Here is a 14,002-nt window from a genome sequence, read left to right on the forward strand (position 1 = left end):
AGGATGAGGCATTGATGCGAGAATTAAAGGATGCGCAGCGGGTAACGCCCGTTGAGAAGATTGTGTGGAATAGCATTGGGTTAGCGGCCATCGTCATGATCGTAATGTTGGCGATGCGGATTGATTTCAACGTTGTGGACACGTGGTTTAACTGGGGCGCCTTTGTCTTACTGATTGTTTGGTTGTTTACGTTGAACTGGCGGGCGGTTAATCAGTTGCTTTCACGGAAATCGGTTGTGCTTGGCATCGTGGTGTTCACGTTGTATCTGATTCCGTTTATTTATTCGTTTATTCAGGGGTTTATTGCTGGGTTCACGGGACAATAGAAATTTTCGGGGAAACATAAAAAGCAGGTCACTTACACAGCAACTGTGCGAGTGACCTGCTTTTAGTTATTGATTAGGTTGAAGCTTAAGCAATCTTATCCCGGTGCATCTTATCCCACTGCAACCGGCCAAGTTTGACGATTTCCGTCACAATCAGGACCACGATCCCAGCGATGATCGGTACTAACCAACCGTACGTGAAGTTCGCGCTGGTGGTGTGGAAGATGTCTTGCATGAATGGCAGGTAGATAATGCCCATCTGCAGGACAATCAAAGCGGCGATGATGTAGAAAGCCATCTTGTTTTGGAAGAAGTATTTTGAAATAACGGGGTGGTTATTCCGCAAGTTGAACAGGTAGAAAATCTTACCGAAGATCACCACGTTTAACGTCATGGTACTGCCGACTAAGGCACTGATACCGTGGCCAACTAAGGCGTCGTAGGCGAACATTCCTAACCCGGCAATCAGTAACGAGACGTAAACCACTTCGAACACGTCCATCTTGGACAAAATCCCAGCCTTAACGTCTCGCGGACCACGAACCATGATGCCACTTTCGACCGGTTCGAAGATGAAGGCAAATTGAATCGTTAACGCTGACACCATGTTGATCCACAACAGTTGAGTTGGGTAGAGTGGCAACGATTGGTCCATCACGATACTGAGGACCACGATCAGACCTTCCGCGAAACTGGTTGGTAACAGGAAGCGAATCGTCTTACGAATGTTATCGAAGACGTGACGGCCTTCCTTAACGGCGGCGAGGATGGTGGTGAAGTCGTCGTTAGCCAGAACCATATCGGCGGCACCCTTGGCCACATCGGTCCCCTTGATCCCCATGGCAACCCCAATATCGGCTTGCTTGAGGGCGGGGGCGTCGTTGACCCCGTCACCCGTCATTGAAACAACGTGACCGTTGGCTTGTTGGGCGCGCACGATTCGCAGTTTATCAGCGGGGGTGGTTCGGGCGAAGACGGTGTAACTATCGATAACGTTTTGAAGCTGTTCATCAGACAGTTCGTTTAATTCAGGACCGGTAATCGCCTTCGGATTATCGGCTAAATTCAGTTGCTTAGCAATGGCAGCGGCCGTTTCAGGGTCGTCACCGGTAATCATCTTAACTTGGATCCCAGCGAAGCGTAACTGCTTCACAGCGTCCGCAACTTCAGGACGAGGTGGGTCAATGATGCCGACTAACCCGACAAGCTTTAAGCCGTCACCGATTTGGTTGGCATCGATCTCGGTAATTTCCCGGGACATGATTTGGTAACCCATCGCAACCACTCGCTTACCTTGGCGAGTCAGTTGGCTCATTTGATCAGCCATACTGCCGGCTTCAACTTGGCCACCGTGGTCTTGAACCAGTTTGGCCAAGGTTTGTGGCGCCCCTTTCACAAGGAGGACGCGTTGGTCGTTAAAATCAACTAATCGAGCGGAATAACGGAAAGCGGAGTCGAATGGTAACGAATCGATTTCAGCCGCTTCCGGGGTTTCACCAGTTAACTTATGGAAGAGGGCGGTCAACGCCCCATCGGTTGGTTCACCGGTCAGTTGCCACTGGTCATTTTCAAAGTTGAAGACGGCGTCAGAAGTCTGACCGGCGATTTCAACTAACCAGTTTAAGTTGTCGTTATGACGCCAATCGACTTCTTGACCATCAGTTGTCAGGACTTGACCAGCATCATCGTAGCCAACACCAGAAACGGTATATTGATTATCGGCGGTCAGAATATCGGTGACCGTCATTTCGTTCTTGGTTAAGGTCCCGGTTTTATCGGTGTTAATGATGTCCACGGCCCCCAGTGTTTCAACGGCGGGCAACGTTTTAACGATCGCGTGTTGCTTGGTCAGTTGACGGGTTCCCATGGCCAGCACCACTGAGGTACTAGCGGGCAGTCCTTCAGGCATTGACCCAACGACCATTGTGACGACGGCGATTAACAGTTGGTAAACTGTAAACTTGGATGATTGCACCCAGGATGAACAGTAACACGGCAGCAATCACAATCGCTAAGGATAAGCCGAACCCTAACCGATTCAGGTTTTGCATTAACGGCGTTGGCTTTTCCTTGACTTCAGCAACATCTTGTTGGATCTTCCCAATTTCGGTGTGCGCACCAGTGGCAATCACGATCCCTAACCCAGAACCGCTGGTAACGGCCGTCGAGGCAAATGCCTGGTTGCGACGTTCAGCTAGTGGGAGGTTCGCGTCATCAATGGCGTCTTCGATCTTTTCCTGGGAGTCAGTTTCACCCGTCAACACGGATTCTTGAATCTTCAAGTTATCCGCGTCGATCAAACGAAGGTCGGCTGGCACTGAATCCCCAGCCTCTAGTCGAACCAAGTCACCCGTAACTAATTCACGTGACGGTAACGTGGTTAATTGACCATCCCGGATCACGAAGCTTTCCGAAACTAAGAGTTCCTTGATCTTGGAAAGGGCGTTATCCGCAGAAACTTCTTGGAAATACCCGATAAAGGCGTTCGCAATGATCACCAGTCCGATAACGATTGAATCGGAGTAGTGGTGCAAGAAGAAGGTCAAAATTGCGGCGGCCGCCAAGATGTAAATGATACTGTTATTGAATTGCTTCAAAAACCGCAACAAGTTAGACACTTTTTTAGCTTCAAGTTCGTTCGGGCCTTGTTGGTTCAGTCGTTTTGTTGCCTCATCAGTGCTGAGACCTGCTTGACCGTCCGTTTGCCACTGTTGTTCCAAACCAGAAGTACTTTGTTGCCAGACTTGTTGCTGACTGGGTCCAGCGTCAGCGCTGTCTTCAGTCGGAGTTGTTAATTGATTGTCATCTAATGCCATGTTAAAAAATCATCCTTTCGTGTGTGCAAGTGATTAGCGATCTGGAATTACCAAATTGTAACGATCTTCCAAGTTAATCCCTTCTTTCAGTAGTGTTAATTAATAGATTATCTAAGCTATCGCATAAAGGCAAGCTAATTCTCTCGAAAATGAGACGTTTACTTTATTTTGGCTAGCCAACTTTTTTATCTAATTCTATTAAATCACATCAAGACCGTGGTTGTAACTAAGAAAGCGCTTTTTCAAAACCAAGTTATACCATCTTTGGTTTAAGGCTACCCTAAAAAGTATTTTAAAAATTAAATAAACTATTGTACAATGACTGTGATTTAAAAATTCATGAAGGGTGGTCATTCAATTGGAGAATGAAAACGTCCCTCGCAAACATCGGTTGATCGAGTATGCGAACGGGAAATCACTAGAAGAGATCAACGGTACGGTCGAAGTGCCAAAAGGCAAGGGGTTCTGGAAAACGCTGTTTATGTACTCAGGGCCTGGCGCGTTAGTTGCGGTGGGTTACATGGATCCTGGTAACTGGTCAACGTCCATCACCGGGGGCCAAAATTTCCAGTACTTACTGATGTCTGTTATCTTAATGTCAAGTTTGATCGCGATGTTACTACAGTACATGGCGGCTAAACTTGGCATCGTGAGCCAGATGGATCTCGCGCAAGCCATTCGCGCGCGGACCAGTAAATCATTAGGTGTTGTGTTATGGCTATTGACCGAATTAGCGATTATGGCGACGGATATCGCCGAAGTTATTGGGGCAGCGATTGCGCTGTACTTGTTATTCCACATTCCATTGGTGATTGCGGTGTTCATTACCGTATTTGACGTTTTATTACTGCTATTATTAACCAAAATTGGATTCCGGAAGATTGAAGCCATCGTGGTTTGTTTGATTTTGGTCATCTTGTTTGTGTTCTTGTACCAAGTGATTCTGTCACGGCCTGATTGGGGCGGTGTTTTTGCCGGCTTGATGCCAACGACCCGGACGTTCTCCGGTTCAGAACACGTTGCGGGCATGACCCCAATTTCAGGGTCATTAGGGATTATTGGGGCAACGGTGATGCCACATAACCTCTACTTGCATTCAGCGGTTTCTCAATCACGAAAGATTGACCATACCGATGAAGAAGACGTGGCTCGGACGGTTCGGTTCTCAACTTGGGACTCAAACATTCAATTATCATTTGCGTTCGTGGTCAACTCATTGCTGCTGATCATGGGGGTTGCGGTCTTCAAGAGCGGTGCCGTTAAGGACCCATCGTTCTTCGGCTTGTTCCAAGCACTATCAGATACGTCAATGTTAAGTAACGGTGTGTTGATTGGCGTTGCTAAATCCGGTATTTTGTCCATTTTGTTTGCGGTGGCACTGTTAGCATCTGGTCAAAACTCCACGATCACCGGGACGTTAACGGGTCAAGTGATCATGGAAGGATTCGTCCACATGCGGATGCCACTTTGGCTCCGTCGTTTGGTTACCCGGTTGATTTCTGTGGTACCAGTGTTGATTTGTGTTGGGTTAACGGGTGGTCAATCCGCTATTAAGCAACACGAAGCCCTGAATAATTTGATGAATAATTCGCAAGTCTTCTTGGCGTTCGCCTTACCATTCTCAATGTTGCCACTGTTGATGATGACCAACAGTGAGTTAGAAATGGGCAAGCGGTTCAAGAACAACTTCCTAGTTAAGTTGTTTGGCTGGATCTCCGTTATTGCGCTCACGTTCCTGAACATGAAGGGCCTACCGGGTTCCGTTGAAGGATTCTATGGCGACAACGCAACGAAGGCACAGTTGATGCAGGCTGATGTTATTGCATACGTCTTGATTGCGGCCGTCTTAGCATTGTTGGTTTGGACCATCTACGATCTGCATCGCGGTAACAAGCGGTTAGCAGCCAAGTTGAACGGCACGGATGAAGCCGCTACGGAGGCGTAAATCGAAGATGACAAAAACTGATTTTAAGCACATTTTAGTTGGAGTTGATGATTCAGCGGATGCACTGTTAGCGTTTGATTACGCGATTCATACGGCACAGCAATTAGGTGCGCGTTTGACGATCGTCTCCGTGTTAGAGAGTCACGAAATGAGCGTCTATCAAGTAATGGATAAGGACTACATTCACGGTGAACGCCGGGAATTGGAAGCCCATATCCAAAAATACCTCCAGCAAGCACAAGCGGCGGGCATCGAAAACGTCAATGCTATCGTGTCGGAAGGCAATCCGGGGGAAACGATTGTGAATGATGTGATCCCGCACGTCAAACCGGACTTGTTAGTAATTGGTTCCATTGCCAAGAAGGGCGTTCAACGTCGCTTTGGGAGCCAAGCGGCTTACATGGCGAAGTATGCGCCGGTGTCGGTGATGGTGATTAGAGAGTGAAAAGGCGCGGTTAGGGCCCAGAATATAAGACAAATAAAGCGTAGCACCCCGGGTTTGGGTGCTACGCTTTATTTGTCTTATATGGCCGGGCCCTGCGCCTTTTCACTCGTTTCGGCTAGATGACAGTATTGAAGTAATTGAAATAGCTTTGATGATGTATCAGTTAGGAAGTCACGTTCGATGCTTACCCAGCAAATCTTTACGACCACAATGTAGTAGTGAAGATTTGCTGGAAAGTAGGCTAATGACGTAGCCGGTGTAATCGATGATCCGATACAAAGAGGTTTATATGTAGGAAACGTTGCGGTTGACCATAACAGAGTGGTCCTGGCGACGTGCATTCTGGCAACGTTTGTTTCGGCGCCATTGGAGATTGAATGTTCCGGGATTTGACGACAATGTATGTACTAATTCAAAACCTTTTCCCTTCACCACGCCGAAACGCGTTCGGAGAAGCAGAAGGTTATGTCTAAGGCGGGCCAAGCAAAAGTACCCAAAAACCGGGTACTTTCACTTGGCCGCCTTAGACGCCACCTTCTAACCGCTTCTCCGAACGCTCTAATATTCCAAAATCATAAACAATAATTATTCTAAGCTAACTGTTAGGAAACTCGGAATATCCTAGTGTACAATTGAGATAAGGAATAGTTCAACGATACACATATAGGAGGTGGCGACAATGTTAAAGCTTTCGAATTACAAACGGCTCTGGGCAGTTTTGATTGTTGGGGTGATTGCCCTGATCCTCAACTTCGGTCTTCAGCAGGCGCTTTGGGCACAAATCGTCGTGACCATCTTGGGCTCACTGATTGCGCTATTAATGTTGGTCGATATGGTCAAAACGCTTCGGTCAGGTAAATTTGGGGTCGACTTACTCGCAATCACTGCGGTGGTTGCGACGTTGGCAATTGGTGAATACTGGGCGGCTTGATCGTCTTATTGATGCTGACCGGTGGGGATGCGCTGGAAGACTATGCTGCGCACAAGGCCAACTCAGATTTGCAGGCGCTGTTGGAGAAATCACCTCAACAAGCGCATTTGATGAACGGGGATGCTGTGACGGCGATTCCGGTTGAAAAGGTTCAGGTTGGCGATCATTTGTTGGTGAAACCTGGCGATGTTGTGCCGGTTGATGGCACGATTTTAAGTGGGCAATCATCACTGGATGAAGCCTCGCTGACTGGTGAATCCCGGCCCGTCGATAAAGTAGTTGGTGATACGTTGATGTCTGGATCAGTCAACGGTGATGGGTCGCTTGAAATGGTGGCTGATCAGCGAGCTGAAGACAGTCAGTACCAAAACATCATTCGGTTAGTGAAGCAGGCGGAAGAACAACCGGCACACTTTGTTCGGATGGCGGACCGGTATGCGGTGCCGTTTACGATTTTGGCGTACATTATCGCTGGAACGGCGTGGGCGGTTTCAAAGGATCCGACCCGTTTTGCACAAGTGTTGGTGGTGGCCTCACCTTGTCCGTTGATTTTGGCGGCGCCGGTGGCTCTGGTTGCCGGGATGAGTCGAGCCAGCCAAAGTGGGATCATCGTGAAGACTGGGACCACGTTAGAGAAGCTGGCGAAGGTCCAGACGGTCGCATTTGATAAAACTGGGACAATTACTCAAGGTAACTTAAAAGTGACGGAAACGCGGCCAGAAACGGGCTGGACGGCAGAGCAGGTGTTGACCCTTGCGGCGGCCGCTGAACAGCAGTCTAACCATATTCTTGCTCGGTCACTGGTTCAAGCTGCGCCAGCGCAATTACCAGCGGCAACCGCTGTCGTTGAAACCACTGGTGGTGGCGTTCAAGCTACTATTGATGGGCAGATTGTCAGAGCTGGTAAAGCTGATTTCGTGCTACCAGCCGGTGCGATTCAACGGGTTGATGAAACCGCAGTTTACGTTGCGGTGGCTGAACAGTATATCGGCTGCGTTATCTTTGAAGACGAACTTCGACCAGAGGCGCCAGCAACGATGACGAAACTGCACCAAATGGGGATTCATCACCTGATGATGATTTCGGGTGACCGCAAACCAATTGCTGAAAAGATTGCGGGTGCGGTTGGAATCGATGAAATTCACGCGGAATGTTTACCAAACGATAAAATTGAAGTGTTGAAAGAAGTTGCCGAAGATCGCCGGCCAGTCGCCATGGTGGGGGATGGCGTTAACGATGCGCCATCCCTGGTCACCGCGGATGTCGGGCTGGCAATGGGCGCTCACGGTGCCACTGCGGCCAGTGAATCGGCGGATGCTGTCATTTTGAAGGATGACTTACAACGGGTGGCGACCGCGGTCGTTATTTCCCGGGAAACGATGTCGGTTGCCCGGCAGTCAGTGTTGATTGGGATTCTAATTTGTACGATCCTGATGTTGATCGCCAGTTTTGGCGTGATCCCGACGATCATCGGGGCGCTGTTCCAAGAAGTTGTCGACACCGTGACGATCCTGTGGGCCTTGCGGGCGCGGACGGCTAGAACGTGAGCGAATTTGGCGGCGTTTGGCACGGCGTTCCAGAATAAGTGACAAAACGAAGATGAGATTACTGATGAGGGCAAGTAAGCCTAAGACTACAGAAAATAGCAGATTATGATGGAACAGGCTAATAACAAATAGCGGCAGGGTAATGAGCAGGATAAGGGTATCAAAAACGTTTAACGCATGTGCCCAGCGGTTATAGGGTGGTTTAATAAATTGGTTTTGTTGGTGAAATTCAAATTTGAACACTAAGTGACCTCCTATAGATGGTTGATACGTTAATCGTACTGCCCAAGCTACAAACTAAAAAGCAACTGATGGTTGATTTCAACGACCATCAGTTGCTTTTTGAGTTACCCTTAATTTTCCCACTTACTCATATCTGGTCCCAGTGGTAAAACGTGGTCAAAATCGGTCACCGTTTCACTCACTTGGAAGAAGTGTTGCTTGATCGCCAGAAAGTCGGTATTTTGTTTAAATGCCGGAATCTGGTAACAAGCTTTTGCGTACCGCCAGAGGTTCGGGAAGTCCTCGAGCCGCTTTTGATTAAGTTTGTTTTGGAAGTAATAAACGAGATCAAACCGAACTAATCGAACGAATAACAGTAGGTCCGATAGCGTTACGTGGTCACCGAACAAGAAGGGTTGATCAGCGAGTCGGTCGTCAAATTCAGCCAGTTGATCAAAGAACTGGTTGGATAGTCGTTCGTAGTCGGCTTGCGTGGTCACGTCGTTGATTTCGTTAACCGGCTTAGAAAGGTTATCGATGATTTGCTGGTTCATGGCGAGAATCTCATCACGTTGGGCTGCGGGTAGAACATCTGGTGCATCGGCGGCAACGTAGTCGTGCCATTCGGTTGCGAGTTCGGGTAATAGCGTACCCGATTCGCCGTTAACGACTTTACCGGTTTGTCGGTCAACTAAAGCTGGCACCGAAGCTCGGGCGCTAAAGGTTGGATCGGCTTTGCGGTAACTCTCACCGAGACTGGTCGTGTGTAAAATTGGATCAGTATCTCCCTCGTGAGGGCCGTAGAACCAATCGTCGTTAATGCCATCGTGGCGAAGGGCGTAGACCGGACTTTTGGCGATGACGTGGTCTAAACCGAGAATATCAATCAACATTGCGACGGGCGTTGCCCAAGGACAGAATCGGCCCCAAACTAAGCTGTAACGGTTGGGTTCAACGGGAAGCTCGCCAGTTGAAAATTTTAAATCAAACGTTGAATTAGTAGGCTGCTTGGGTTGCCAAGCACAAGCGGCGTTATCGGAAGTGGTTGCCATGATGAAGACCTCGATTTCGTGTAAGTTAGGTTTAGTGTACCTAATTTTAACGCGAAAGGGTATTGATTAGCTTGCGGACAATTGAATTTTGATGACGAAAAAGATGTGCTACTTAGCGATACTGCTGGCGAAAATAATCCGTCGCCCAAAGACCATAAACCATGCTGCCTGGAATCAGGATCAATAAAAATATCCCTAGTTCAATGAGCATCGTGAGCGGATCCTTAAAGATGGGCTCGTGCCAGGCGAGCTGTTCGATAACGTAGATGACAATCATGACGACAAATGAGTAACTAAAAAATGTGCCACCAAACAGCCAGAAAATAAAGTTCTTCTTTCCCCAGCGTGGATCATTGTGGTAGTGCTTATAAAGCAGTGTTCCGATCGGGCCAAACCGAAACCGCATTTTTTTAAGGGTTTTCAGTTGGCGGGCATCCTTTTGAAGTTGGGTCATATAGCTTGCATCTCCCTTGAGCATGATATCCAGCGACAGGTCGTACAGGTCGCTGATTTTGATCAGAGTCGGGATGTCAGGATAGTTTTTGCCGGTCTCCCAATTTGAGACGGTTTGGCGCGCAACGTGGAGTTGATCGGCAACTTGTTGCTGAGTGAGACTCAGGTCCTCCCGACGTTGTTTTAGCGTGGTCCCTAACATGACGTGCTCCTTTCAATAACCATAGTGAGATATGAGCGCTACTTTTCCTAGCAAGTGTACCAAGCATTGCAGTGTCGGACAAGCAAGAGCCTCGGGCAAGGGGAAAATTCAGGATATTGAGTCGATTACCCGGGAAATATTTTTATCAAAACAGTTAATGTAACATTCCAAAAGTTTGTGCCGAACTTTCGACACTTGCTTGCATTACAACCGGTTTCATAGTACGATGATGCCAATAACTGAATAGATTTCTTCGGGGCAGGGTGTAATTCCCGACCGATGGTGACAGTCGCCGTACTTACGGGTACGGTTGACTGAAGTCCGTGACCCACGGTTTTCCGTGGTTGACCCAGTGCGAGTCTGGGACCGACAGTTAAAGTCTGGATGGGAGAAGAAAAAACGCAACTTTTTCAAACCATGGGTGCAGTCTCTTTGCTGTACCGTGACTCGTTTGAAATCTTGTTTAGCTTATCAATTAATGAGCCCCGTTCGCCAAGCAGTTGGCGGTTGGGGCTTTTTTCGTGAGGTGAATGAGATTTGACAGATCAAGACTATTTCAAGTTAGCGGTGGCAGCGGCGCATCAGGGGCTAGACACCTGGACCAATCCGCAAGTTGGTGCGGTGATCGTCAAGGATGGCCAAGTGATTGCTACCGGTTACCATCACCAGTTTGGTCAAGCGCATGCCGAAGTGGATGCGTTGAGTCAACTGGATGACGTGGCTGACGCAAAGGATTCTACCGTTTACGTGACGTTGGAACCTTGCAGTCACTACGGCAAGACGCCACCCTGTGCCAAGCGATTAGCGGAAGTTGGCGTTGCACGGGTCGTGATTGGTCAGCAGGATCCGAATCCACTGGTGAGTGGTAAAGGCATCCAACTGCTTGAAGACCACGGCGTTGCGGTAACGGTGCTGAATCAGACCGCCGACCTCAACGAGGCGTACACCTACTTTTATCAGCACCACCAACCGTATTTTACTCTCAAATACGCCATGTCATTGGACGGCAAGATCAACGGCGCTGGGATGACTAGAACGCAGCTGACGTCTGAACCGGCGCAACAGGACGTGCAGCAGTTGCGAAGTCGGCAACACGCCATTTTGATTGGCGAGCATACGCTACTAAATGATGACCCTCAATTGACGGTGCGCACGCGCCAACAGGCCTTTCCACCGATTCGAATCGCGTTGGTCCGGGATGCGAATCAGTTGGATCGGCGCCTAAAGCTCTTTAATAACGCGGCGCCAACCTGGTTCTTGAGCGAAACCGAAGTAACCACGTCGGTACCGGAAAACGTGAAGGTCGTGGTTCGGCCAGAATGGACGCCAGTGGTGATCAGTCAATATCTGGCTGAACAAGGGCTTCAAGCCGTGCTGGTTGAAGGCGGTAGTCAGGTTCAGGCGGCGTTTTTGGCGGCTGACTTGGTGAACGAATTGGTCGTTTATGTGGCACCGAAAGTGTTGGGTGGTGCTGGGTTACCCGCCGCAGTGGGCGAACCGCTGACGGCAGCGTTTAACCTCGGTGCGCCAACGATTACCCAGTTCGGTCACGATGTTCGCGTGCGTGCAAGGAGGGTGTAGCGATGTTTACAGGAATTATTAAAGGCGTTGGCCGGGTCGTGCAGCTCGATCAACAAGATGAAACGGCAACTTTAACGTTGCAAGCAGATTTATTTCGCGAGATTCAACCGCAACTTGGCGATAGTATCGCCATTAACGGGACTTGTTTGACGGCTACGGCAGTGTCGACAGACCAAGTGACGGTTGAAGTGATGCCGGAAACCAGTCGCCGCACGAACCTTGGGGCGTTGGCAGTGGGGAGTCGGGTCAATTTGGAGCCAGCGCTACAGGCATCAGCTCGGTTAGACGGCCATTTTGTGTTGGGACACGTGGACACCACCGCCGTGTTGACCGCTAAGCAAGCGGATCAAAACGCCATCGTATTGACGTTTGAACTTAGTGCTGAGTATGCGCCCTACATTGTTGAGAAGGGCTCGATCGCAATCGATGGCGTGAGCCTGACGATTACGGCAACCGACCAGACGCATTTTTCAGTCAGCTTAATTCCGTTCACCTTAGCCGAAACCGTGCTGGGTGACCGAGAACTTGGTGACCGGGTGAACATTGAAACGGATATTTTGGGCAAATACATTGTGGCAAACCAACCAGGAGGGACACGCGCATGATCGATCAAGACGTTATTTCCACCATTGAAGCAGCTGTTGATGAGTTAAAGCAGGGCAAGTTAATTATTGTTGCGGATTCACTGGATCGAGAGGCTGAGGGTGACCTGTTGGGATTAGCTGATTACGTCACGCCGGAGAACGTGAACCGGATGGTGACTAAGGCTCGCGGGTTACTGTGTGTGCCGATGAGCGCCGGCGTTGCTGAGCGGTTGGGATTAAAGCCGATGGTGTCCGATGCGACCGATGCGTTTGGAACAGCGTTTACCGTTAGTGTTGATGCCCGAACCACCAGCACTGGGATTTCCGCGTTTGATCGATCAGATACGATTGCGGCGTTGGCCAATGGCGATAGTACCTTCGACGACTTTTATCACCCGGGACATATTTTCCCACTGATTGCCCGGGAGAATGGTGTTTTGGAACGAGACGGCCATACTGAAGCTGCGGTTGATTTAGCACGGTTGACTGGTGGTAGTCCGGTGGCCTATATCTGTGAAGTTTTGAAGAAGGATGGTACGATGGCCCGGCGCAAGGACTTAAAGGCCTTTGCGGAAGGTACTCAGACCAAAATGATCACGATTGGCGACTTGATTCGTTACCGACAGTTGAAGACGGTTGATGCAATCACCACGGTTGATTTACCAACGGACTACGGTCATTTTAAGATGGAAGCCTTTAAGACGAGTGACGAAGGGGAACCCACGTTGCTGATCTCGAAGGGCGATTTAAGTGGTGATGTGCCGGTGTTACTACGACTGCATTCGGAATGCTTAACTGGCGATGTGTTCGGCTCTAAGCGCTGTGATTGCGGGGCGCAACTGCATGAAGCACTACGTCGAATCGAAGCGGCTGGCCGTGGCGCCGTGTTGTATTTGCGACAAGAAGGTCGTGGCATCGGGTTAGCTAACAAACTTAAGGCTTATAAGTTGCAGGAGCAGGGCTTTGACACCGTGGAAGCGAACTTGAAGTTGGGCTTACCTGCGGATGACCGGAACTACGGGTTAGCTGCCGCCATTCTCCGACAAAAAGGGGTCACCAACGTTGATTTGATGACCAATAACCCGGATAAAATCGAACAATTAGAAGCGCAGGCATCCACGTTCACGCACGCCAATCACTGGAAGTCGGCGTGACCACGGAAAACGAAGCGTACTTAAAAACGAAAAAGCAAAAATTTCACCACATGCTAAAGGAGGTCATTTAAAGATGACAGTAATCAACGGAACACGAGACGGCAAGGGACTTAAGATTGGTATCGTCACAGCGCAGTTTAACGCGCTGGTCACTGAAAAGCTGCAGGCGGGCGCAATCGATCAGTTGAAAAAATACGGCATTGTGGAAGATGATATTACTGTGATGTCGGTGCCCGGGGCGATGGAATTGCCACGCATTACGAAGTTATTGGCAAGCAAGGGTAGTGTTGACGGCATCATCGCACTGGGTGCAGTCGTTCGCGGTGAAACGTCTCACTACGATTACGTTTGTTCTGAAACGGCTAGTGGGTTAGCGGACGTTTCGCTGAATGGACCGGTACCCGTGATGTTTGGCGTGTTGACGACTGATAACCTGGATCAGGCCATTAATCGTGCTGGTGGTAAGGGTGGTAATAAAGGTGCCGATTGCGCGGATGGTGTGGTTGAGATGATTAATTTGGAACGGGCACTCCGGTAGATGAATATGATGAGCGAGTTCGGTTGTTGTTGTTGACTGAACTCGCTTTTTTGCTGTCGATTGTGTCCAGCGTAAGTGTGCGAAGTTTGTGAAACTTGGCTTCGTCGGCGCGTTAATCATGGATAATATTGTGGGCACAGCCGGTCGGTCAGAAAATTTGGGCTGGAACGCCGTGGGCACGATTCTGAGCCGGAAAAGCACGTCTC

At 49.3% G+C, this 14,002-nt stretch carries 8 protein-coding genes, 3 pseudogenes and 1 riboswitch; of the genes and pseudogenes, 8 read left to right on the forward strand and 3 right to left on the reverse strand.

Annotated elements, in window-relative coordinates; all coding sequences use genetic code 11:
- The first annotated feature begins 14 nt into the window (after positions 1–14).
- Positions 15–326 (forward strand): hypothetical protein, encoded by a 312-nt coding sequence (locus tag JCM2765_RS05905; protein WP_054734881.1) that lies wholly within the window; start codon positions 15–17, stop codon positions 324–326.
- A gap of 85 nt (positions 327–411) precedes the next feature.
- Here the strand turns inward: JCM2765_RS05905 and JCM2765_RS05910 are convergent.
- Positions 412–3,142 (reverse strand): annotated as a pseudogene (locus JCM2765_RS05910) (HAD-IC family P-type ATPase).
- 358 nt (positions 3,143–3,500) lie between these two features.
- Between JCM2765_RS05910 and JCM2765_RS05915 the strand changes: the two are divergent.
- From JCM2765_RS05915 to JCM2765_RS05925, 3 genes and pseudogenes are all read left to right on the forward strand, one after another.
- Positions 3,501–5,087, forward strand: a complete 1,587-nt coding sequence (locus JCM2765_RS05915; protein ID WP_054734883.1) for an Nramp family divalent metal transporter — start codon at positions 3,501–3,503, stop codon at positions 5,085–5,087.
- 7 nt (positions 5,088–5,094) lie between these two features.
- Positions 5,095–5,532, forward strand: coding sequence for a universal stress protein (locus JCM2765_RS05920; RefSeq protein ID WP_054734887.1), 438 nt, complete (start codon positions 5,095–5,097; stop codon positions 5,530–5,532).
- Between the two features lie 679 nt (positions 5,533–6,211).
- Positions 6,212–8,010: pseudogene (locus tag JCM2765_RS05925) on the forward strand (heavy metal translocating P-type ATPase).
- A 353-nt stretch (positions 8,011–8,363) separates the two neighbouring features.
- Here JCM2765_RS05925 and JCM2765_RS05930 read toward each other — a convergent pair.
- Positions 8,364–9,284 (reverse strand): glutathione S-transferase C-terminal domain-containing protein, encoded by a 921-nt coding sequence (locus tag JCM2765_RS05930; protein ID WP_054734890.1) that lies wholly within the window; start codon positions 9,282–9,284, stop codon positions 8,364–8,366.
- Positions 9,285–9,396: 112 nt separating this feature from the next.
- Complete coding sequence (locus JCM2765_RS16675; RefSeq protein ID WP_082405011.1) at positions 9,397–9,939, reverse strand: helix-turn-helix transcriptional regulator; 543 nt, start codon at positions 9,937–9,939, stop codon at positions 9,397–9,399.
- A gap of 245 nt (positions 9,940–10,184) precedes the next feature.
- A riboswitch (FMN riboswitch) is annotated at positions 10,185–10,339 on the forward strand.
- Between the two features lie 137 nt (positions 10,340–10,476).
- Between JCM2765_RS16675 and ribD the strand changes: the two genes are divergently transcribed.
- From ribD to ribH, 4 genes and pseudogenes are all read left to right on the forward strand, one after another.
- A complete protein-coding gene (gene ribD, locus JCM2765_RS05940) occupies positions 10,477–11,520 on the forward strand; it encodes a bifunctional diaminohydroxyphosphoribosylaminopyrimidine deaminase/5-amino-6-(5-phosphoribosylamino)uracil reductase RibD (protein ID WP_054734892.1) in 1,044 nt (347 codons plus the stop codon).
- Between the two features lie 2 nt (positions 11,521–11,522).
- Complete coding sequence (ribE, locus tag JCM2765_RS05945; protein WP_054734894.1) at positions 11,523–12,125, forward strand: riboflavin synthase; 603 nt, start codon at positions 11,523–11,525, stop codon at positions 12,123–12,125.
- Positions 12,122–13,329 (forward strand): annotated as a pseudogene (ribA, locus tag JCM2765_RS05950) (GTP cyclohydrolase II). Before ribE ends, ribA begins: the two are co-directional and overlap by 4 nt.
- Positions 13,330–13,331: 2 nt before the next feature.
- Entirely contained in the window at positions 13,332–13,796 is a 465-nt protein-coding gene (ribH, locus tag JCM2765_RS05955) for a 6,7-dimethyl-8-ribityllumazine synthase (RefSeq protein ID WP_054734897.1), read from the forward strand.
- Positions 13,797–14,002 lie beyond the last annotated feature (206 nt).

This window comes from Secundilactobacillus similis DSM 23365 = JCM 2765, from assembly GCF_001311075.1.
Classification (GTDB): domain Bacteria; phylum Bacillota; class Bacilli; order Lactobacillales; family Lactobacillaceae; genus Secundilactobacillus; species Secundilactobacillus similis.